General features: G+C 67.2%; 9 protein-coding genes. 1 reads left to right on the top strand and 8 read right to left on the bottom strand.

What is annotated here, in order from left to right:
• The 3 genes from ACZ7KX_RS40320 to ACZ7KX_RS40310 all read right to left on the bottom strand — a co-directional run.
• Nucleotides 1-434: transposase (locus tag ACZ7KX_RS40320; protein WP_470330917.1), on the bottom strand; the 434-nt coding region annotated here is incomplete at its 3' end.
• Nucleotides 435-502: 68 nt separating this feature from the next.
• Nucleotides 503-4762 carry a hypothetical protein gene (locus ACZ7KX_RS40315; protein ID WP_470330916.1) on the bottom strand — a complete coding sequence of 1420 codons (4260 nt, stop codon included), beginning with the start codon at nt 4760-4762 and terminating at the stop codon, nt 503-505.
• Nucleotides 4759-5604: a lipase family protein gene (locus ACZ7KX_RS40310; RefSeq protein WP_470330915.1), complete on the bottom strand. Its 846-nt coding sequence runs from the start codon at nt 5602-5604 to the stop codon at nt 4759-4761. Before ACZ7KX_RS40310 ends, ACZ7KX_RS40315 begins: the two co-directional genes overlap by 4 nt.
• 490 nt (nt 5605-6094) lie before the next feature.
• Between ACZ7KX_RS40310 and ACZ7KX_RS40305 the strand changes: the two genes are divergently transcribed.
• On the top strand, nt 6095-8860 hold the full coding sequence (locus ACZ7KX_RS40305) for a hypothetical protein (RefSeq protein WP_470330914.1): 2766 nt from the start codon (nt 6095-6097) through the stop codon (nt 8858-8860).
• A 181-nt stretch (nt 8861-9041) separates the two neighbouring features.
• Here ACZ7KX_RS40305 and ACZ7KX_RS40300 read toward each other — a convergent pair whose 3' ends face one another.
• The 5 genes from ACZ7KX_RS40300 to pglX all read right to left on the bottom strand — a co-directional run bounded on the left by ACZ7KX_RS40300 (nt 9042) and on the right by pglX (nt 23029).
• Complete coding sequence (locus ACZ7KX_RS40300) at nt 9042-11210, bottom strand: DEAD/DEAH box helicase (protein WP_470330913.1); 2169 nt, start codon at nt 11208-11210, stop codon at nt 9042-9044.
• Nucleotides 11207-12553 (bottom strand): BREX system ATP-binding protein BrxD, encoded by a 1347-nt coding sequence (gene brxD, locus ACZ7KX_RS40295; protein ID WP_470330912.1) that lies wholly within the window; start codon nt 12551-12553, stop codon nt 11207-11209. The genes ACZ7KX_RS40300 and brxD overlap by 4 nt, the downstream gene beginning before the upstream one ends.
• Nucleotides 12553-15327, bottom strand: coding sequence for a BREX-2 system phosphatase PglZ (pglZ, locus tag ACZ7KX_RS40290; RefSeq protein ID WP_470330911.1), 2775 nt, complete (start codon nt 15325-15327; stop codon nt 12553-12555). The genes brxD and pglZ overlap by 1 nt, the downstream gene beginning before the upstream one ends.
• Nucleotides 15327-19265, bottom strand: coding sequence for a DUF6079 family protein (locus ACZ7KX_RS40285; RefSeq protein ID WP_470330910.1), 3939 nt, complete (start codon nt 19263-19265; stop codon nt 15327-15329). The genes pglZ and ACZ7KX_RS40285 overlap by 1 nt, the downstream gene beginning before the upstream one ends.
• Before the next feature lie 62 nt (nt 19266-19327).
• Nucleotides 19328-23029, bottom strand: a complete 3702-nt coding sequence (gene pglX, locus ACZ7KX_RS40280) for a BREX-2 system adenine-specific DNA-methyltransferase PglX (protein WP_470330909.1) — start codon at nt 23027-23029, stop codon at nt 19328-19330.
• Nucleotides 23030-23151: the final 122 nt, after the last annotated feature.

Raw genomic sequence — 23151 nt, 5'->3', positions numbered from 1 at the left:
ACGGCCAGTCCCCGCTTGCGCCCCGACACCTTCTTGTTCGCGTCCAGACCCGTCGTGCTCTTCGGGACACCGGCGGCCGCGCGGACGGACTGGGTGTCGATGATCACGAGGGACGGGTCCTCTAATCGGCGGGCTCTCTCCCGTACCTGGCAACGCAGGAGTTCCTGGATCCGCTGGTCGAGCCCGTCCTGGCGCCACAGGCTGAAGTAGTAGAACACCGCCGACCAGGACGGCAGGTCATGGGGCAGGTAACGCCACTGACAGCCCGTCCGGTTCTGGTAGAAGATCGCATTCACGACCTCCCGCAGATCACAGGACCCCGGATCCCCGGTAGCCGACCGCGCCACCCTGTCCTGCTTCCAGGCCGTGATCATCGGCTCGATCAACGCCCACTGCTCATCCGATAAGTCGCTCGGATACGCCCGTCTGTCCATGAGCCGCAGAACATCACCCGAACCCCGGCCAGCACGCCAGTACGGCCAACGTTCACACGTACGAGCGATCACGAAACAAGAGAAACGGGACTTAACGTCCACTGAGTGAAGACGGCAATATCCGGACCGAACGCAGCTACCAGATAGTCGGCGCCTGCCCCGAGACTTGTGCAGGTACCTGGGAGAACGAGAGTGTCCAGGCAGCGTTGAGTGAGCAAGTCCCATACATGCACGCGTCCGTCAAGTCCACCCGTGAACACCACAGGGCGCCCGCCTATCAGAGCGCACGCAATGTCATTAAATGAGTCGCCATAGTTAGCCAGATTTAGCTCGAACGCAAGAATTCCAGGATAACGGTCTTCGTTAGCAATCGACTGGCTTCCGACCAGGGCGCAGTCAAGCCAGTCACGGTCTACCGGGTCCCCCTCGGTGGTCAGCAGCTCATCAATCGACCGCCGATTAAGCACCGCCCACACCTGCCGCTCTTCGCGGCTCATGCCGCAGGCGACTGTAATGAACTGACCGCCGACCACAGCGCATGCCACGGCCTGCAACTCACCTCGCGCAGTCAGCAACTTGGCTATGGGCTTCCGGGAGCTCAGATCCCACAGTTCGACAGTTCCTCTGCTGTTGCCTGTGACTATGCATGATCGACCATCGACAGTCACATATGCCACTGCTTGAATTGCGCTGTTCGTGGCAGTAACCAGCTCGCCAATACACTCATGTGAAGCTGCGTCCCACAGCTCGACCTCCCCGCCGTATGAACGGGTGACGACCAGCAGTTGCCCGTCAACTTTGACGCAAAACGCTTCCTCGATGCCACGGGCCGCGGGCAATAGTTCGCCAATGAGTTCCCTGGATGTCAAATCCCATAGCTTGATCGGGCCAATACGGTCGCTGGTGACAGCAATCGGAACACCATCAATGAGGCTATAGCCCGTCGCGAACACATTATCGCGATGGCCGATGAGCGGTTTTCCTACGGGATTCCTATCGGCCAGATCCCACACTCGGACGGTCCCGTCCATGCCTACAGTAATGGCCACTGGCTGACCATTCAATGCCGAACAAGCTATTTCATTTACTCCATCCTCGTGGCCAACTAGGGGTTCGCCGATCGGCTGTCGGGTACCCAGATCCCACACTTCGACAGTGCCGTCATCCCCACTGATCAGGACAGTCGCCCGACCATCAATCTCAGAACATGCCACCACAGGCACTACACGACGGCTGTACTGCGTCAGAGGGTCGCCAATCAGCTGCCCGGTAGCCAGGTCCCATACAAGGACGGTGCTGTCATCTCCACCTGTAACAGCAATTGACTTACCATCCAGCATCGTGCAGGCGATTGAGAAAAGTCTGCGACCGTGTCCGGCGAGCGGTGGAGCGATTGGTTGCCCAGTAGTCAGGTCCCACACGCGCAGCGTGCCGTCCTGTCCACCGACTACAGCGGTGGGCCGCCCATCAACTACCGTGCACGCGATCGATACCACCTCGCTCTGGTGCCCGACGAGAGGAACGCCAAATGATTTCCCATTTGCAAGATCCCACATCAGCACCGTGCCATCGTCTCCGGCTGTGAGCGCGATAGGTCGCCCGTCAAGTATCGTGCATGCGATTTCGTTTGGATAGTATTTCCTAGTCAGCGGCTCGCCGATCGGTTGCCCAGTAGCCAGGTCCCATATCTGCAGCGTGCCGTCATGCCCACTTGTGACAGCGATCGGCCGGCCTTCTATTAGTACACATGCCAGCCCGTCCACGATCTTGCCACTATGCCCGTCGAGCGGCTTACCAATCGGTAGGCCGGATGCCAAATCCCATACCCATACCTGCCCGTCAGTGCTGGTGGCGACAATCGGGCGCCCATCAAGCTCTGTGCACGCTACCCGATACATAGGGTCAAAGTGTTTGATCAGCGTATTCCTGAGTGCAGGAGACACGTGTCCGCCGGTGGCGTGAATGGGTTGCCAGCTTCCCGGGCGCGCTCGGCTCTTGAAGGCGGAGGAAAGGAAAGCACTGTTGTAGCGCATCGCGTCGACTGCCAAAAGGCAGCGTCGGTGGGCTGGCGCGAGCTGCCGATGAACCCCGAGAGAAGAGAGGTAAACCGCTGATGCCAAATTACCGAGCTCAGTATTAGCGAGACGCAGATACGGGACTAGGCCACCAGGGTCTGCATGAACCAGGTATTCGGCATCCCCGAGGACATCGTCGAGCTGCCCAGCGGCGGCTGCATGGGTAGCCAGGTAGTGGAGGGCGTAGGGGTGGGCGCGAGACCAGTCACGAGTGCCGTCAAGGTGGTAGGGGACCCGACTGGTGAGGATCTCAGCGAATGCGGCGTGAGCCGCTTGCAGCGTAGGGCCGTCTCGCAGGTACTCGGCCAATGCCTGATGGTAAAGACGGTAGGCAGAGCGGCCGAATTCTGTGGCCTCCACCACGTACGAGCCGGCCGACCGCCTCAGCCAAAGCAGATCTTCATCGGTGTACTGACGACCGGAAAGGGCCGAGGCGAGCGGTGCCCAGATGTCCTCCCAAGGCAGGCCCTGGCCTTCAGCGAAGGCCAGGGGCCGTAGAAGGTCCGAGGCTTTCTGTGCATCCGGACCAAGGCGGCGAGCTAGGTCATCATGCATGGCTCGCCCGGGCAAGCGCGGCAGACTGGCGCGCCATGCCTGGTCCAGTGGGTCTGGAACAACGGCATCTGCTGCTGCCAGGGTGCTGGCGGTGATACGGGCAACGAGGAAGGAGGTGCCGGCAGCCTCGGCAACCGCTTGAGCGACCAGCCTGAGTATGCGCGGGCTTCGCCGATACGGGGATGTGGGATAGGCCTCCAGGAGGTTCCGGGCGGTGTACGCCTGCAGAGCCTCCGGGTCTGCGTAGCGTGGGTCGTCAAGGTTGACGACCTGCCCGGTACCGGCGGCCGGATCAATGCCGAGCCGGTGGAGGAGATAGGGACGAGTCCCCAACAGGAGCCGGATCCGCCCGCCAGCGTGGTCGTTCAGCGGTCGCAGGACCTGCGTGCAGAGAGTCTCGGGTGTGGCGGCTTCGTCAACGGCGTCGACAAGCACGGTGAACGGCCGCCCGGTGGTCTGCGCACCAAGGGCGTGAAGAAGTTCGCCGACGGTGTGCACACGCACCTTTGCTGCGGCGGCGATGCCTTGCAGGACATCGGTGTCAGAGAGGTTTTGAGCGTAGATAGCAACGTCGACGGCCTCCTCCGAAATCAGATCGCGCTTGAGGCCGAGGGCGCCCACTGGAACTGTGCGGCAGCGCTCGGGGTGGGTGAGGGCGGCGATCAGTCCGAGAACGGCGGTCTTACCCGACCCGGGAGCACCAGTGACGATCCGACAGGCCTGCTGGCTGCCATGGGCGGGGGTTCCCAGCCACTGGGCGAGATCAGACAGCGCGGCGCCGCGGCCACAGAACCACCACGCCGGAGCATCGCCAGAGTTGTATCCCATAGCGCGGATCAGCAGGCGAGAGGTCAGTTCCGTGTCACGGCGTCGAGCGTGTTCGTCGAACTGGGAGGCCTGTTGGAGAGCGAGGTCGACTCCGGCCAGGCGGTGGTTGTGACGCGGATTGGCCAGGAAGGCCGGCGGTTCACCAGTAAGTCCGATCTGAGACAGAGTGATGTGCTGGTAGCCGGGCCGCTCGGGGTGATCGTTCATCTGCTGCACCACCGCAGAAACTGGGAGCGCGTCCGGGCCATGCCCCGCCGTAGCCCACCGGCCCACAGAATCAGCGAACAAGCGTGGGAACAAACCGGCCTGGGCCTGCTCATGCGGCTGGGCGGAGGAGACGATCAGGAGCCCAGAGCCGTTCGCCTGGCCCCACTGAGTACTGATGCGTTCCAACGCCGCCGCGGCCATCTCGTTACCGCCTTGCCCCGAGTAACAGGTGTCAAGCACCAGAAGCAACCGGCGGAGCCGCGTGTCGCGCAGCAATACCCTGGCCAGCTCAGCGGTGGGAAGGGCGGTGTAGCTGATGTCGTCGGGGTCGGTGTCGGCTGTGAGGAGCACGTGGTCACCGTCGTCGAGGATTGCACCGTGGCTGGAGATGTACACCGCGAGTAGGTCATCCTCGCGCCGGTCCGGCGACATACAGAATGCCCGAAGCTGGTCAGTCAGTTGAGTGCGAGTGGGGCTCAGGCCGAGCGCGGTCCGGTGCTCGTATCCAAGGTCACGGGTGAACAGGTCGATGACACGCTCACGAGCGTCATCCAACGTAGGCCGGTCCCAGTCGGGGCATTTCGGATACCTGGCAACGGCCGTGGCAATCAGGAACCGGCGCGCTTCTTCCTCGCCTACACCGCCCATCGCCGAGCCGTTCACCCGAGGCCCTCGGCAATTGCCTGGCCGCACACCGCATCGGTCAGGTACGAGGTAGCGTCGTGCGCGTGGGCGCCGTTGTGCACAACAGCGCAGCGTAGGGCGTCTCCGAACGCCGGGCGCAGGTCTTTCACCAGTGCCACCACGTCGCCCTTGTCTGCGAGGTTGGTCCAGATGAGTTTGTCACCGCCAGGCCAGGCTCCTCTGGTTGTTCCGTCCAATGCGACTGGTTCGGGCTCCAGGCGATGCAGGATCAGGTTCGGGATGCCCAACGGCGACCCTATGGTCACCAGGGCCCGCACCCGGTGACCGGGCATGGCACATAGCGCCTCGTAGGCGATCACCGAACCGAGCGAATGGGCCACGACCACACGAGTGTCCTCACCGATCGCATCCATCACCCGACCCCGCGCTCGGGCCCGTACATCCGGGTCGAGCAGGTAACCGTGCACCTGTTTCAGGTCGAAGACCATGGCCCGCAGCCCGAGACCGGCGAAGAACCGCGATCCTGAGAGAGCCCGCAGCGCGGCCTGCGGCAGCCTCGGAGTGGCTACGAGCGTGTCGGGGGTGCCCGGTGGCATCACCGCCGGGTCACACTCGGCCGCCGCGCGCCACCACGCAAGCAGCAACTCCTGCTCGAAGCCCTGGCCGACGTCCACAGCGCTGAAGGGGAGATCGCCCGCCGCGAGGAACTGTCCGGCGGGTCGGAACACGTCCCCGTAGAACGCCATGGCAACGTCCGAGCGCTTCGTAGCCCCATCGGCACCGGCTCTGCGCAGCCCATCGGCCATGGCGGGCCACCACTGCGTCAAGAGTGATTGTTCTCCGAAGAGTTGTTTGCCCATTCCGTGGACCATGACCACACGCGCCACATCGCACCCCACTACTCTCGCCGTCTAAGGGAACTGTAGAAGCCACGACGCGTCCTCACACCCGCGCTTTCCGGACGCCGACGTGAACGCCGTGCCCGGGTAGAGTTCCAGAAGCACTCCCGTAACGGCCCCACCTCGGCCGTGCTCGCAGCCAGGCCGACAAGCCCCGACTCCCACGCCGGCAGGGCTTCGTTGCCTCAGCATGCAGATGCAGCTGCTCCGGGCGCACAGGGGATCCACGATCCTGGGCACTCCGTCAGCTCGCCGGTAAGAGCAAGACCTACTCAGTGCGACGTGCGACGTGCGACGAATCCAGAATGCTATGCAGCTCGCCATATTGATGCAAGCAGGCGCCCCTTTTGGCGGCCTCGCTCTACGCTGGCACCATGCGCCACGCCCGAACGTGTCGGCGATCCCGTTCCTCCTTCACCACCATCGGACACCTGACCGGAGAAGTCCCCCCGTGTGTGCAGCCTTCGACCATCGTCTCGTCCAGACCGGCGTCATCGGCGATGCGAGTTCCGAGACACCGATCATCCTGCCGATGGAGGCGCACGAGCTGCAGCGTTGGCGGAAGCTGCACCCGAGCTACACCTATTGGTGTGGCACCAAACTCGGAGGATGCGGGAGACAGTTGGCGGACCGCCTCTATCGGGACAAGGTGTGCCATTTCGCACATCACCCCAACCATGACGGCTCACCGTTCGTTTGTCATCGCACCGCCAACGGCGAGGACAGCGCCGATCACCTGTTCATCAAGCAGGGCGTGGAACGCTGGCTCCGGAAGAGCCAGCTCTCCGGCACCGCCACACTTCGCAATCTCGGTACCGGCCCGGGCGACGCCGTCGACGTCCATATCCCGAAGACTCGCCAGCGATTCCGCTTCCAACTTAGCGGTCTCGATTACCGGGCCTGGCGCCGAGCCGACATGGAACTCGCCGACGATGCGGACGGCATCGACTGGATCTTCAACCAAGACGGCCCGATCACACGGGAGATGCTGGGGCGGTTCGGCTACACCCTCCGGGTCCGCTGCGAAACCGAGGGCGCGGCCCGTCGCGTCTACGTCGGCGCCGAACGGCCACACCAGGCAGCAATCGACTGGACGCCCTTCGAGGACTGCACCCTGACACCCACAGGACTGCTCACGAAGACGCCCGAGGAACACATAACAGTCGGCACGATCGTGCGGCCCCGCCCTCGCCCTGCCACCCTTGCACTCCAGGGCGGCGCCGCCTTCGTCCTGGACACCGCAGCCCCCGCCCCGGCCAACTCGCCGCTCGCCGACGTCGGCCGATACATCGTGGCCGCCGACGTCAGACCTCCGGACAGCCGGATCGTCCGTGCGCTGATCTCAATCCCGGACGACGTACCCCACCCATCCGCGGAACACGTCTACCGCTTCACCGGCACCACACGGATCGCACTGACGGAGCCGGACGGCACTGGTGACCCTCAATGGCTAATCCAGGCGGGGACGTTCGAGCGTCTCAACGCGCGCGAGGCCCACCGTACCGGCCTGTGGACGCCGCCCCCACCCCCTCAGCCCGTGTCACCGGTTCCAGCCACCACACCCACCCCGAGGCCCGCGAAGAAGCTCGCGCCCGCTCTTCCGGCCCAGAGCGCACCTCGGAAGGAACCCTCCAAGGGTGGTCCTCCTGAGCATCGGACCTCCCAGCGCCAGGCCGTGGTGCCTTCCCCCGAGAAGCGACCGCCAGTGATGCCGGGCGAGCTACCGCAGCATGCCCGTGCCGCGGTGGACGATCTGAAGATGGCGCTGGAGAGAGCAGCTGGCCGTGGGGCGACGGTGACCTGGGACGAACTCGCCGAAGCGACGAACCTGGTGCTCTCCAGTCTTCCAATCTCCGTCCGCCGGGACCTCCTCATCGAGGTGGACCGACGAAGCGGGCGTCTGTTGTCCGCTCGGGTCAGGACGTCTACCGGCACCCGGCTGCCATACCTGGCCGACATCGCGTCGGCGGTCGGATTGGAAGTACCCCCGCCCACCGACGATGCCCGGCCTACCGACCGTCTGCCTGAGAGCCCCACGCCCCCTACGTCCTGGCCGAGGGACGGCGGCGCAAGTGTGGAGCAGGTCCAGAGGCTCGTCACCGAAGCACTCGGATGTCGGCGGACGACACCCGGAAAGCCTGGCCGCCATCTGGCGAAGGTGATCGCCAGCGCGCAGCGATGGCTGACGGGCCTGCAGGGGCAGCGCGGCGCAGCCGTACGTCTTCTCGCGCTCAACAACCGGGGGATCTCCCAAGCACAGCTCCACACCACAGCGCTCACCCGCGCCATCGCCGCAGCACAGAGAACGCGCGAGGCAGCTCGGAGCGAACCTCGTAGCGACGATCCACTGCTCTCCCCCGCACCGGTCGAAACTCCTGCCACCGCTGGACATGAGCTCCAGCGGACTCCTGAGGCACCCACGCGTATCGGATCATTGCCGACTCAGAGTCACAACGACCTGAACCGGCAGAGCCAAACCGACAGCGAGTCGCTTGCGTGTCTGGAAACCGTGCTCGACCTGCTCGACGCTCAGGAGACGGTCCCGACCTTCCTCGACCAGTACCGAGCCCTCGAAGAAGCCGACCGCATCGCACACCGGATCGGCGAACCGTCGATACCGCTGCCCCTTCGGAAACGGCTCTACGACTGGCGGACTGTGTTCCGCACCACGCCTCCCACAGACGGAAGTGCCACACCACTCCGGGACCCTGGCACCAGCCAGTCCCCGACCGACGCGTCGGCCAACCGCCATATCGGCGGGGACGGCCCCGGGGCGCACTATTCCGAGGCGCGCGTGCTCTTCGACGATCTCGCCATGCAGTTCCGTGCCGCTCGAGACGCGGGCGACCTGGGCGCGACGAAGCGCATCCGCAAAACCATGGGCCCGGTCTACGCGCGGCGGCTATCACCGGAGGACCGCGAGGCGGTCACCCCTCTGATGCGCGAGTTCAAGCAGTGGGTTCTCGATCAGAGGGCCACCGACCCTGCCCTCCAACGTATCCGCGTTCTTCTCCAGGACCTCGGACAGCGCAAGGCGACGGCGACCGCTACCGACATCCGCGCTGTCGTGCAGGAAGCCGACCGTCTGAGCCGCCAGCTGGCCACTCCCCTGCCGGATCCCGAACGCAGGCTTCTGACCCGCTGGCGCAACCGCATGAAGCACCGCGCGAAGCACTCCGACCATCGCCGCCGACACTCGACTCGCTCTACAGGTTGATGCCAACCAACTGCGGAATGCGCCTCCGCTCTCAACCGCGACTCCGCCTAGGCCCAGGTCGACGGCGGCGCAATCCTCCTGGACGCCGCAGAGCATCGCCCACCACTGTAGCGGTTCCCGGGACAGGGCCGCTCCGAGCGGAGCACCCTCGTGCTTAGGCCGGAGAGCCGGCCCGGTGCTCTCAGCTCACTTGGACGGAGAACCTGACTGGTTCGGCCAAGACGGACGCCGCTGAGTCGAGGTCCGCGAGCCTGGTGGCGAGTGTGGCCAGAGCCAGCCGCTCGGGGAGTGCCTCGTGGAACTTCAGTCCGCGCATGGCTTTCACATCGACGTCGGGCAGGCACAGCCGTGAGACCGCATCCGCCGCTCCTGCCTTCCACATCTGCGGGGTGAGGTCGGTGCGTAGGCGCAGGTATTCGTCAGTGAAGCGCTGGCGTTCGTCGGTGAGGCCGGCGAGGGTGGCGGTGAGGGTGGCGTTGGCGCGGTAGCCGGCCCAGGTCCACCAGCGGATGTCGTCGCCGGCTCGGGTGATGACGGTGCCGCCGGGGTGGACGGTGTCGACGTTCTCCTCGCGCACGTGGGCGAGTTGCTGGGTGGCGCGGCGGGTGAGTTTGACCGGCGGGTCGGTTCCGAGCAGGACGTCACGGGCGGACTGGTTGAGGGCGTAGGAGGTGCCGCTGTAGCCGGTGCCGAACCAGCGTGCGCGGCCGGCGAGATCTGAGGGCTCGACGTAGCAGCGGCGCCTGGTCCAGTCGATCCAGGTGACCTTCCAGCTTCGCCCGCCGAGCAGGAGGACCCGGGGGCCGTCGATCTTCTCGGTGAGGAGCATGGGGTCGGTGCGGCCGATCTCCTGGCGGCCTGCGAGGACGGTGAATTCGGGTGGTGCGGTGAAGACGGCGGTGATGCCCATGAAGTGGCGGCGGCCGAACTTCTCCTCGGCGGCCGGGCCGATGAACAGCAGCTCGCCGTCCTGGTCAAGGAAGCCGTGGTCGACTAGGTGCCGCAGGATGGGTTCGGCGGTGCGGTCGAACGGGGGCAGGCCGTTCCAACCCTGATTCCAGAGCCCCTGGGCGATCTTGTGCTCTTGCAGGCTGAGGGCCAGGAGTTGCTGGGCGACGATGTGCCGGGGCTCGGACGGGGCGGTGACCGGTTCGATGTAGCCGCGGCCCCACAGGACAAGCAGGGCCGAGGCACTCAGCAGTGCCTCGTGGCTGCGGGCGAGGAAGAGGCAGTTGCGGGTGGAGCCTGCACGGCGTCCGGTGCGGCCGATGCGCTGGAGGAAGGAGGCGACGGTGGCGGGGGCGTCGATCTGGATGACGCGGTCCAGGTCGCCGACGTCGATGCCGAGTTCGAGGGTGCTGGTGGAGACGATGACGCAGTCGCGGGCCTCGGCGAAGGCGGCTTCGGCGCGGCGCCGTTCGTCCAGTGAGAGGGAGGCGTGGGAGAGGAAGGTGGTGACGCCGGCGGCGCGAAGTGCGGCACCGAGTTCTTCGACGAGCTGCCGGGAGTCGCAGAAGACCAGCCGCTTCTCGCCTCGGTGGAGGGCGGCGATGACCTTGGCCGCGTTGGCGGTCGATCCGACGTAGTCGAGTTCGATGTCTCCCGGTGGTGTCACCGTCGTGGCGTCGGCGACGGCTCGTGGGGCGAGGTCGACGCCGGGGGCGACGACCTGGGCGGGGCGCTGTCCGCGGCCCGAGCCTTGCAGCCAGTGGAGGAGGTCGTCGGGGTTGCCGACCGTGGCGGACAGGCCGACGCGCTGGATGGGCCGTCCGGCGAGGTGCTGGAGGCGTTCGAGGACGGCGAGCAGGTGCCAGCCGCGGTCGTCGCCGGCGAAGGCGTGGACCTCGTCGACGACGATGGTCCGCAGGTCGGCGAAGAGGCGGTGCTGGTCGACCTTGGTGCTCACCAGCATGGCCTCGATCGACTCGGGCGTGGTGAGCAGGATGTCCGGCGGGTCGGTGAGGATGCGCCGGCGTGCGGTCTGGGGGATGTCGCCGTGCCAGAGTGCCGCGCGCCGTCCGAGCCATCCGGCGTAGGTTTCGAGGCGGGGCAGGAGGTTGTTCAGCAGGGCCTTGAGCGGGCACACGTACAGCACCGACAGGCCCGTCCAGCGGTGCTGTTCCATGGCGGACAGCAGCGGGAACGACGCGGCTTCAGTCTTGCCGCCGGCGGTGGGGGCGAGCAGGACCGCGTCCGATCCGTCGAGCAGCGGGGCGATGGCCTCCTGCTGGAGGGGGCGGAGTTCGCGCCAGCCGAGGGAGTTGACGATGTGGTGGACGAGAGCGGGCTGGAGCCGGGACAGCGCGGCCGTCCCGGCTCCTGAGCCGGAGGGTGTGGGGGCGTCGCTCATAGGTCGAGCTCGATGTCGCCCGCCGAGGCGGCGCTGCGTTCGGCTTCGCTCAGCTCGGCCGAGGAGAGGGTGAGGGCGTAGTGCCGGCGCGGGTCGAAATCATCGAACTCGTCGACCCGGTCGAGGACATCGGCAACGAGTTTGCGCAGGAAGACGCGCGGGGCAATGCCGACCTGGCCGCCGAGCCCTCCGGTGACGGCGGTGGCGAGTTCGGCGATGTAGGCGTTGTCGACGAGTTCGGCGACCCGGTCCGGGTTGCGGGCAGCACCGGCGTAGAGGTCCCTGACGCTGCGGCCGAGCTCACCGAGCCGCTCCAGGTCGAAACCGGCAAGGCGCAGCTGGACCGCGCGGGGTGAGTCGAAGCGCGGGTCGGTCGTGAAGTCGGTGGCCAGGCGTTGTGCCAGTGGGGGAAGCCTCTGCACACCTTGCTGTCCGTCGTAGAACGCGGGCGTGCCAGTGATCACGAGGAACAGGCCGGGGAAGCGGCCGGCGTCGATCTCGTCCAGCAGCTGTCGCAGGGCGTTGAGGCCCTTCTCCCGGACGTCGCCTCGTACGCGTTGGAGGGTCTCGATCTCGTCGAGGACGAGCAGCAGGCCGGGGTGTCCGCAGTCGCGCAGGACGGTCAGCAGGCCCTGGAGGAAGCCGAGGGCTGCGAAGTGGTCGAGGTCTCCGCGGACGCCGGCGGTTCGGCGGGCGCCGGCCGCGACGGACTTTTGGCCTCCGAGCCAGGCGATGAGCGCTTCGGCTGTTGCGGCGTCGCCTGCGGCCTTGGCGTGGCGGTAGCCGCGCAGGGCGGCGGCGAAGGCGGGGGTGGTGCGGGCGACGTCGGCGAGGCGGGACTCCATGAGTGCGTCGACGGCCTTGCCGAGGGCTTCGGTGTCGTCCTCGGGGACGTCTTCGGCGTCGAGGACTTCCTCTTCGAGGGTGTAGAACCAGGAGTCGACGATGGCGCGCAAGGCGCTTGGGGCGTGGCTCGCGGTGGACAGGCGTTCGGTCAGGCGCCGGTAGACCGTTTCCAGCCGGTGGAGCGGGGTCTCGGTCTCGGAGATCTGGATCTCGGCGGTGGCCAGGCCCATGCGCTTGGCGCGCTCGGCGAGCCAGCGGGCGAAGAAGGTCTTGCCGGATCCGTAGTCGCCGCGGACGGCGTGGAAGGCGGCGCCGCCTCGGGTGACGACGGTCAGGTCGTCGTCGAGGGCTCGCTCGAAGCGGTCGAGGCCGACGGCGAAGAGATCGAGCCCGAATTGGGGCACCGTGCCGCGGCGCAGGGCGTCAACCACGTCGCGGCGGCGGGCCGCGCTCACGGAAGCCGCCTGGCCTCCGGAGGGGGGCTGAATGGTGCTCATCAGCTGTCCACCTGGAACTGTTCACGGGCGAGCGGCACGTTGAGCCGCAGCCTGCTTCCGTTGTCGCTGAACTCCAGCACGGGGTAGCCCTCTACGTTCATGAGTCGTTGCAGTGTGGCGGCGAAGCCGTCGGCGTTGCGGCCGGCCTTGCCCGCTGCCGCCGCCACCGCGGTCAGGGACAGGACGCCGTCCGCTGCCACCAGGGCGTCGACGACGGCGGCCATGACCTCGGGCTCGGGCGGCTTGCGGACGAACCTCCGCTGGAAACGGAAGGTCTCGGACGCCACCAGCGTCCTCCCGAAGGACGGGCCGTGTGCCGGGATGCTCGTCTCAGCGGCTTCGCGGGTCTCCTCCACCGGTTCCTGGCCGTCCGTGGACTTGGCCGAGGTCGACGACGTGTTGGTCTGCTCGGCAGCACGTGCCGCATCGCGGGTGGGGTTGCCTGCGTTCCACCAGTACGGGGTGACGTCCTCCGGTGCGAGGAGGTACCAGTCCTTGGGCGGGTCAGCGTCCACAGGCAGCAGTGTCAGCACCGGGACGGTCATCTCGGCGAGGGAGGCGCCGCCGTGGTAGCCCGCCTTGCGGGGCGTGTACCGGATGTCCTCGCGCCAGGGCGCGACGATGCGGCCATCGCCTTCGAGCACGCGCGGCCCGCTGAGCAGGACTTCGCCGGAGCCCGGTTCGCCGAGGCGCCAGCGCGCGGCACTTACGCTCCCGGCGGCTGCCGGGGAGTCAAGTCCTTCGCCTCGTTCAAGGACGTGGCCGTGGTCGGCGACGATGACGACGGGCCGACTGTAGAGCCGTGCGGCGGCGAGGAGTTCCTCCAGGTAGGTCACGTCGGCCAGGCGCCACCGGGTGCGGTCGCCCTGGGCTGCGTGATCAAGTGAGTCGTCGACCGTATTCAGCACGACTCCGACGACCGCCTCGCCAGCCAGCTCGCGCTGCAGCCTGTCGGAGAGCCGCTGGCCGGCCGCACCTCCTATGTCCGCCTTGTGGAACAAGGCCGCCGAACGGCGCTGCCGGGACCAGAACTCCTCGAAGCCGGGCTTCTCCACCGACTGGCCGCCCTGGGTGAGGCTACCGGTGAGGAGCGAGGCCCGGCTGATGCGGGTGAGTGAGGGGATCGCGGCGACTGCGGCCGTGCGGCGGCCCCGGGCGGGGCCGGTCTCCAGCCAGCCGCGGCGGGAGAGTTCTTCGCCGAAGCCGACCGCGACTTCGCTGCTCATGCCGTCGACCAGCAAGATCAGCGGTGCCCGGCCCGACTTTCCGGCGACCTTGACGACGATGGTGTCGAGCACGTTCTCGACCAGGAGCGCCCCGGCCGGCGTTTGGCCGGTCGCGGTGCGTGCCCATTCACGCAGGTACCGGGCGAAGATCTCGTCGATGACGGCACGCCGACCACGAGCGGCGTGGTAGACGCTGTGATAGGCGGCACTGACCGATTCCTGGGCATCGGCGTCGCCGGCCCACAAGACGGTGAGGGCGGCATCCACCCAGCCCCAGTCGCCGAGGTGCTGCTCAACGGCGTCCGCTACGGAGGTGATGGTCGGCTGCGGGCCGGCCAGCCACCGGGCCAGGCGCACCGCGGCTTCGGCCGTGCGGACACGCGGGCGCAGCAGGCCCGCGAGGTGGTGGCGACGCAGTTCCTCAAGGGCTGCCTCGGCCGCGGCAACGTTGCGTGTGCGGGGGCCGGAGGGGTCGAGGACAGCCGCGAGTGCGTTGAGGCGAGCCTGGAACCCGGAGGGCAGGTACGCGTTGCCCGCGAGGGCTTCGGTCAGGCCGGCTTCCTGGGCCTGCCGGTCCGCCTGCTCGAGGACTTCCCGGGCCCGGTTGTGGGCCGCGTGCTGCTCCGGTCCTGCCTGCTCGGCCTGCAGCAGCCAGCGGACCAGTGTTCCTTCGACCGCGAGGGCGAAGGGACGCAGGTCGGCGGGCTTGGGCCGGATGGTGCCGAACAGCCCGCCGAGCGCGAGGCCGGTCTCTGCCGAGGGAGCAGGGCCTGCCACCACAGAGCCGACGACGCCGAGGGCCATGGCTTCCTGGCCGCGGCCGGCGGCGCACAGGTCGAGCAGCAGCGACGCCGCGTTGCCGGCGACCTTGGCCAGCCAGTCCCGGATCCCCTGCTGCTCGTCCTTGGCCAGTGCCGCGTAAGCGGCGGGCCCGAAGGGGCTGCGGGACCAGGCCAGCAGGGTGTCAGCGTCCAGCGGGGTGTCGCGGCGGCCATCTCCGCGGGTGCCGGCCGCGTCGGGGGATGCCTGGCTGATCGACAGCCTGGCCTCGACGAGTGCGCGCATCGCCGCATCCAGCGTGAGCACGGAGCCGAGCCGCGGCCAGCCACCGTGGGGCTCCGCTTCAAGGAGGGCGTTCACCAGCCAGGATTCCGCGCGGATGCGCGGGTCGAGACCGGTGGCGCCGAATCGCAGCCGGACGATCTCCGCCCGGTCGACGCTCAGGACCTGGCGGCGCAGGGCGTGGCCGAGCACGTCCCAGCCGAGCTGCTCGTCCTCGACCGTGGTGGTGACCACAAGCACCGAACCCGGGCCTGTGGCTTCTTCCTGGTGGCGGTGCCAGGCGTCGGAGATACCGAGGACGGAGTGGTGCTCCACGACCTCGATCCGGCGCTTGTCCTCAGCCAGGGAGGCGGTGAACTCGGCAACCGCGCCGGTCTCGTACCGGCCGTGGACCAGGACGAGTCGGCGGTCCGGCTCGTTGGGAAGCTCCAGACGCAGAAGCGCCTCGATGACCCGGCGGTTGACCAGGGGTGGCTGGGCCGACATCACTGCGCCGCCCCTTCGCTCACGCTACCGCCCGCTCCGGGCTCGTCCGCGGGCTTCCACCCGATCTCGATCTCCGTATCGGGGTTGGTGGCGGCGAACTCCCGGATCTCGCCCAGCAGATCCGCCAATGCTCGTTCGAACGCGGTTTCTCCAGCCCGGGCTGCCACCCTGCGCGTGGAGCGGCGCGGCACGGCTGCCGCAGGACCAGCCACAGCAGCGCTTCCGGCAGGAGCTGCAGGCACGCTCGGCTCTGCGGATGAGGTGGGCAGGGGCGGCTGGCCGTGGAAGGTCAGGCTGACCTGGCCGGCCTCGGTCGGCGGCTCCTCCTGCGCCGGGGCGGACACTGGCGCTGCGGGGGGTGCCGCCGGTGCGGCGACAGCGGCCAGCCGGGCCGCGTCCCGGATCAGCGCCAGGGACTGCGGCTGGATCTTGTCCAGGACGGGTGCGAGCTGGCGGGCGAACTCGTCGTCGTGAGCGGCACGTTCCACCTCGGCGATCAGTCGCTGCGCGCGGTCGCCGATCCCGTCGGTCCGTCCCGTGTACTCGCGCACGCTCTCCAGCAGATCCCACTGCGTACGGTCGAGCGCCTTGAGGACGGTCTCCGCCGAGCCGACAGCGGCACCCAGCTCCTGATCGGTGATGTCGTACGCGACTGCGGCGAGTTCCTTGATCAGCGGGGTGTCGTCCTGGTGCCGCGTCAGCCGCTGGACGAGGTCTGCGGCATGCCGGGCCGCCAGCAGGCGGGGCGCACGCGAATCGGCAAGGCCCAGCGCGATGGCGTGCTGCGGCTTTCCGAGGGAGCTACGCACCCCTTCGACGGCCGGTTCCACTGCCTCGGCCTTCGCACGCACCGCTGCCGCGAGCTTCGCGACGTTGCGGGCGAACAGCACCGGCGGCACTCCGGAGACGCCGAACAACGCTGCCGCACGGTCCCGCGCGGTGGCGAACTCAGCCTCGCTGGGCTTCTCCTGGGCCCGCAGGACGTGGCCGGCCCCGATCGACTGCAGGGGCGGCGCCGCCGACTCGGCCTTGCCGTTGTAGACCCAGGAGCGGTCGGCCAGCAGGGCGTAGGTGGCGATCAGCAGACTGCTGACCTGCTTGTCCAGCCCGGTCCAGCCGAGCTTGGCGATCCACTGGCGGATGTCCTCCACCTTGTACTCGCCGGTGACCTGCTGCTGGGCGGCGTACTGGTCGATCCGCCGGCGCCACTCGGTGCTCAGGGTCAGCGGGCCGTCGTGGACCTCCCCGAGCTCCAGCGGGTGCACGATCTTCTTGACGACGGCCATCTGCCCGCGGTCGAGTTCCACGCGCCCGGAGCCGTCCTCCATGGCCTTGGTGATCCAGCCGAGCACGGTCTTCAGCTCGGCCGGGGTGATTGCCTTGCGGTTGCCGGACGGGTCGAAGTTGGGGTGCTTGGGGTACAGCTCCTGGAAGACACCGTCGGCGATCCGGAGCATGTTGCCCTTGAAGCCGGCAGCGGCTTCAAGCCGGGGCCGGTGACCGGGCAGCATCGACAGCAGGTGGCCGTCCTCCCCCACCGGTGCACCGGCGTTGGCCTCGTCCAGGCGGCTAATGCCGTACAGCTGGCCCAGCGTGACGGTGAGCTGGGAGGTGAGGTTGTCCCGCTGCGCCTGGAGCTGGTGGCGCATGCGGATGCGGTCCTCGGCGGAGTAGTTGACCGCGAGGTCGTCGAGGCGCTCCCGCTCCAGCACGTAGTTGATCTTCAGGAGACGCCCGAGCTGGCCGGCACGCTGACGCGAGAGGTGCGCCGGCAGCCACACCACGGTGGGCTGGTGGTGCCGCTCGTCCCGCAGCAGCTGACGGACCCGCGCGGCGTCGTTGCTCGGGTACTGGCCGGCGACATCGAACGGGTAGTCGATGACGAAGCGCACCCGCCCGTCCACCGAGGGGATGAAGTGGTCGTCCGGGATCTCCTGGGCATCACGGACGTTGCCGAAGACGAACTCGGCGGTGCGCTTGGTGCCGCGCCACACGATCTCGTGCTCGCAGACGAACCCCTCGGTGTCCTTGATGTCCAGCGCGTTCCAGAGGGTCTCCTTGATCCAGACGCGCCGTGCGCTCACCCGGTCGACCTCGCCGACAGCGTCCAGCAGCGGCTCGACGTCAAGGTCGGACAGGTGCAGGGCGAACACCGGGTCGTTGCCGCCGTCCGAGCGCAGCTCCCCGCCGAACTCGCCCTGCAGTTCCTCCAGGCGTGCCAGGGCCACCTTGTCGTCGGTGATCGTTCGGGTGCGCTTGACGGAACCGTGGTTGAGGTCCGCGAGACGGCGCGCGGTCAGCCGGGCCAGGGCCGGGACCTCGGGGGTCAGGTAGGCCAGCAGGAGTGTCTTGACGAGCCGGTCGGTGGCCTGGAAGTCGGCGCTCTCCTCGCCCTGATAGCGCTCCACCATCCAGGGGCGGACCTTCTCGTAGAACCGGTTGGCCTGCCCACCCTCCTTGCGGAGCTTCTCGGTGAACGCATCGCCCATGCCGCCGGAGAGGACGTCCCACAAGTCGCCCAGCGGGATGATCTGGCCGACCTTCATGTCCTCGCGGCGCCGCCACAGCAGGTCCTGGAGCAGCTTCAGACCGGTCCGCTCGCGCTGGAGCGCACCTGACAGCGCGACCAGGACGTTCAGCAGGGCCGGCGTCAGCGGGTACACGTCGCGGAAGTCCGACCAGTCCGCCTGAGTCGCACCCTGCGAGTCGAGCAGCGCGTCCTTGACCCGTGCGTTCGCCTGCTCGAAGTCGGCGAAGGCCGTGTCCAGGGCGTCCCGTGCCTCCGGGGAGCGGGGCTTGAGCACGCGCTCCTTGATGATTGCCGGGAGGTTCCGGTCTTCCAGGTTGATCACGTCGAAGCGCTGGGCGAGGTAACCGACCTGGGACTCCAGGTTCTTCACCTCGGCGCCGGTGACGTCCTCACCGACGAGCTGGGACAGGTTCCTCTGCCGCGAGACGAAGGAGACGATCGGCACCGGCCGGTCCGCCACCCCCGACTCGATGATCTTGACGAGTTTGCCGACCTCGGTCTTCACGAAGTCCTGGTCGCTCATCCTGGCCTGAAGCCAGAGGACCAGCTCGTCGAGGAACAGCACGATGCCGTCGTAGCCGAGCGACTTGGCGTGCCGGCTGATGACGGACAGGCCGTCCTCGAGAGGGATGAAGGCGTTCGCGTCACCGCTGGCGCCGCGAGCGTAGGACTTCATCGGTCCGCTGAGCAGCGCGGAGACGAGCGCCTCGCGCAGCGGGTCGCCGGGCGGAGCCGCGAACGCGCGGTCCAGGTCTGCGCTGGTCCAGCCGGTGGAGGGGGCCGCGGCTTCCTCCAGCGGGACCAGGTCGTCCTCGTCCGCGGCATTGGGGTGGCCCGTTCCGCCGCTGACAGCGCGGTCCCCGAGCTTGCGGATGAACAGGTCGTCGCCCTCGATGCTGCGGTTGTAGCGGGCGTCGTCCAGCATCGCGTCGGCCCGATAGACCGGCGGCGTCGGCGCGTTCGGGTCTATGCGGCGGATCGCACGGACGTAGCCGCCGAGCAGCGCGGAGTCCAGGTCGGCGGCGCCGACGAGGTGGTACGGCACCATGAGGAATCGGCGGTCGCGAAGCCAGTCGTCGTGCTCGGCGATGACCTCCTGCAGACGCGGCTTGGAACGGGCGGCCGGCTCATTGTTGAGCACGGCGTGGAGCACGGACATGAAGTGGCTCTTACCCGAGCCGAACGAGCCGTGCAGGTACGCGGCGTTGGACGAACCGTCGCGAACCGAGCTGCGAACGAGGGTGAGCGCCTTGCCGAAGGCTTCCTTCAGCTGATCGGTGACGACGTACTCGTCGACCAGTCGCTGGGTCTCCTCGAACCCGCCGGACAGCTCGACCTTGAACTTGCCGGCGAGGACCGCGTCGGGGATGTCCAGGACGTCCCGGAGGAAGAGCTCAGTGCTGGACATCGCGGGTCGCGGTCCCTTCGTCGTGGAGGTTCATGTCTGTGCGATCGTGCAATGGCTGCACGTTACTTGGCGGCGGCCTTGCCGCGCTTGGGGACGGACGGACGCCAGGAGAGCAGTGCGTCCGTGGTGATGTGGTGGTCGCGCTGCTGGGCTTCCAGCCACTCCTGGCAGTCGGTCGCGGGAATGCCGTCCCACTCGGGATCGAACTCGCCGTGCCACTGCTTCAGCCAGGGGAGGAGCTCCAGCATCCCCGCGAGAAGCGGGATCAGCTGGTCACCCTGCCAGTTGTCCCGCTCCACACGGTCGGTAACCAAGTTGATGACGGCCTGCGCCTGGTCACGGTGGTCCCAACCCGCCCAGCCGAGAACCAGCTTGGGGTCGGCCTCTGGCCCGGCATCCGGGTAGGAGATGAACCGCTCCTTCGGCACGTCGAGCTTGCCCCGGTTCGACCAGTACGACTGCTTCCGGAAATCCGCACCTGAGTACTTCGGCGGCACGGCGATGTCCAGCCGCTTCCCCGTCCGGTCCTCCTCGCGCTGCCGCTCCCACACCTTCTCCCACTGCTCACGCTTGCGCTGACCGGAGTCCTTGTAGCGCAAGGCGGAGAGATAGGGAACGTGCTCGTCGGCAAGGATCTCTCGCAACACCTCGGCAAGCCGGAGGTCCGGCTTGCCGAGGTGATCTGCGGCGTAGAGCTCGGCGACGGCCTCGGCCTCGACGTCGTTGGCGAACAGGTCCGCGAGTTGCGCCGGTGTGAGAGTTCGCGGTTGGCGCATGCCGTCGCGGGTGTGGAACCACAGGTCCGCACGCTCACAGCGGTCCAGCAGCCAGGTGCGGAGAGCCTCGGCTTCCTTCTTCTCCCACGTGGGCGACGACCAACGGCGCTTGCACTCAGGACGCTCAATCAACGCAATGTCGCGGCGCTTCTCGATGGTGTCGATCCGCCGTTGCACGATCTCGCGGTACCACTCGGGCCAGTGCGAGGGAATCTCGGATACAGGCGTAGAGCCGTGCCGGTCGAACCAGACGGTCTGCACCTCGCCAGCTGCCACCTTTCGGGCGAGCACAATCTCGAACGCACGCTCGCCAAGAGCAAGTTCTGGGACGTCGTCAAGATTAGGAACCGTAAGAGATGCCGCCTCGGCGTCTGTGAACAGGCCATAGGAGCCGTAGACCTGCCAGTCCAACTCTTCCTGTAGCGCGATCATCCGGCGACGGATGGTGGCATGACTGGCCTGAGCGGCAATGAGATCAGCGCGGGTAGGCGCCCCCGGACCGCCTACCAGAGCAGCGGGTTCGAGTGCCGCGGCGGCTTGCCCAAGTGCATCCAGCCTCTCGCCCAACGACCGGGGAAGAACAGCCGGAATCGGAAATTCCTGCAGCTTCGTCCCCGTGAACTCGTAACGTTCAAGCCAAGCCTCCGCGCTCCACCGGTTGCCCCCACCGCTGGAGTTGTCTGCCCCGCCTTTAGCTTGGCTCACCTGCTTTAGCCAGAAGCATGCAGTCGACGAGTTCAACAGACCAAGCAGGCCCAGATGCTCATCTTCCGACGCACCTTCCGGCAATTTGATCACCGGCGCAGACTGCTTGAACACCTTCCCGCCTCGGTCCAGCACGAAGTGGTTGTGCGTGGCCACAAAAGCGAACGCAATCGAAAGGGACGTCCGGAACTTACTCGGGTACAGCTCCTGCCACTCGTGCCAGGCCATCCCGCGTTCCAACATTGGAACACCGAAGCGCTTTCGGCTAGAAATGGCCGTGCGGTAGGTACTTAGCAACCTGCGGGAATGGCCAAGTCGCTCGAGAGGCAAAGGCTTCAAGTCTTCGTCGTATACCCAGATCGCCTCGTACGCAGGCTCGAGCGCGTAGTCTCGAATTACGTCCCCCGTCACCATCGGACGGGTTTCCGACAGCCGCAGTCGCCGGGCGGCCCCATTGACAGGCTGCAAGAACAGGTCATCCTCGCCTGTGACGGAGGTGATCCCGAGTGAGTCTGCTCGCGGTTCAAGCTTTTCCGGCGCACCACGCTCGAGAGATTCCAGAAGATCACCTGCGCCGCCACCGCTCAACGACCATGGATGCGTTGAATAGGTCGCGCGATCCAAATCCGCTGTGGTGATGTACTCCGACTCGCTTCCCGACTTCCCCACCTGCTCGACGACTGCACGCCACACCAAGCCCTCAGCCGCCACCTCTGGCTGCCCAGGCTCACCCTTCACACCGAGCACCACACGCACCGGGTCCGACCAGCCCCGCTCGGTGTTGCGACCTGCGAGGATCACCGTCGGTGTACCGTGACCGGGGATGAAGGCACCGGAGGTATCGATGATGTGTGTCAGCTTCACCGTCTGGAAGAACTCCTCGATGAGCTTCTTGCCGAACTCCCGCTTCATGAAAGAGTTTGACGTGATCTGCCCAGTGAAGCCCTGCTGCTCGCGCGTCGCCAGCTCGAAGATCCGCTGCGCGAACGGCACCGACAGTGCATACTTCCCCGAGCATGCTGAGTATGCGTCCCGGTAGTTCTCGTTCTCCTGCTTGTCCTTGACCGTGATGTAGGGCGGATTTCCGACCACCACGTGATAGGAGTGCCGCCCCAAGAGGTCGCGGCTGCGGACAAACTCGTTCACGTCCTCCGTTGAATACGCGAACACCCCCTCGGACTCACCCTCATCCCCATCCTCGTCCAGCCCCATGGCCGAGAACAGGTCGTCCTCCGACTTGCCCTTCTGCTTACGCTTGCCGACGCCTCGTCCATGCAGCAGGGAGTCGCCGACCGCAACGTTGATCGGGAACTTCGGCGCCTGGTCCAGCCGCTCGACGCCGGCTTCCTTCAGTGCTGCAACCAGAAGCCGGAAGCGGGCAATGCTCACCGCGAACGGGTTCTTGTCGCACCCGTGCACCGCCTCAAGTGCGGCCCGCACATTCGCCCAGTCGTCGACGCCCGGCCCCGCCTCGTCCCGGTACTTCGCCAGCAGTCGCTGGAAGATCCCCAGAAGGAAGTGCCCGCTACCGCACGCTGGATCGATCGTCCGCAGCCCCCGCCGCTCAACAACACGCGACTCGCTCTCGCGAACGGTCAGCTCGGGCCAGAGCCCGAATTCCTCCACCGCCGGCTCCAGCGTGAGGTCGAGGATGAACTCCTCCACGAACTCGGGCGTCTGTAGCAGTGCGTACGTCTTCCGCGCGTGCTCGCTGAGGTTCTGGTACAGGTCGCCGAGGAACCGGGTGTCCCAGTCCTCACTCTCGAAGAGGTGGACTGCTTCCCCGTCCTGGTCCCTGCGCCGCCAGAACGCCAGCAGCGCCCGCGCCGCCTCATAGCTCGGTGTGAGCCCCCACAGCGGGTTGTGGTTGCGGTCGAAGAGCCCGCCCGCCGTCTCGTTCGCCGCCGCGAGGTGATCGAACGCAGCAACGAGCCAGTCGCGGTCGTTCTGCGCCGGGTTATCCCGGAAGTACGCCTCATGGCGCTCCTCTGCGATCTCCAGTCGCTCCCCAGGGCCGGCGATCCACGGCCACTCGATCAGCCCGTTGTCCTCGCAGAAACGGACGAACACCGTGCCGAGGACCCAAGCGACTGCAGACTGGGTGATCCGCTCCTCGCGCCAGCTCTCGTACCGCGCCGCTGTACGCCCCGCCTCCCACGCCTGCTGGTACTCGTCGTTCAGCGTATGGGCAAACTCGGATACGTCCTGGCTGCGCTCTCGCAGGTCGTCTTCCAGAGCCGCCACCTGCTTGCGCAGGTCCTTCAGCAGCTCGTTCTGGTCCACTCCCCGACCCGCCACAGCGCCCGTCCCTTGTCCGTCCATCCGTCGGTCCAGGCGGACCGTGCGGTTCCCCATTTTGCCAGTTCGGCGCATCCGAACAATCGGCTGTTCCGAAGACCGAGCCA

The sequence above is a fragment of the Kitasatospora sp. NPDC038210 genome (assembly GCF_055600605.1).
Note: the sequence above shows the minus strand (reverse complement) of the source record. Positions and strands in the feature narration are given on the sequence as shown.

What these genes read in the sequence shown, in the direction of transcription:
- ACZ7KX_RS40310 (WP_470330915.1), bottom strand. Translation starts at nt 5,604, where the DNA reads ATGGGCAAACAACTCTTCGGAGAACAATCACTCTTGACGCAGTGGTGG.
- ACZ7KX_RS40300 (WP_470330913.1), bottom strand. Translation starts at nt 11,210, where the DNA reads ATGAGCGACGCCCCCACACCCTCCGGCTCAGGAGCCGGGACGGCCGCG.
- brxD (WP_470330912.1), bottom strand. Translation starts at nt 12,553, where the DNA reads ATGAGCACCATTCAGCCCCCCTCCGGAGGCCAGGCGGCTTCCGTGAGC.
- pglZ (WP_470330911.1), bottom strand. Translation starts at nt 15,327, where the DNA reads ATGTCGGCCCAGCCACCCCTGGTCAACCGCCGGGTCATCGAGGCGCTT.
- ACZ7KX_RS40285 (WP_470330910.1), bottom strand. Translation starts at nt 19,265, where the DNA reads ATGTCCAGCACTGAGCTCTTCCTCCGGGACGTCCTGGACATCCCCGAC.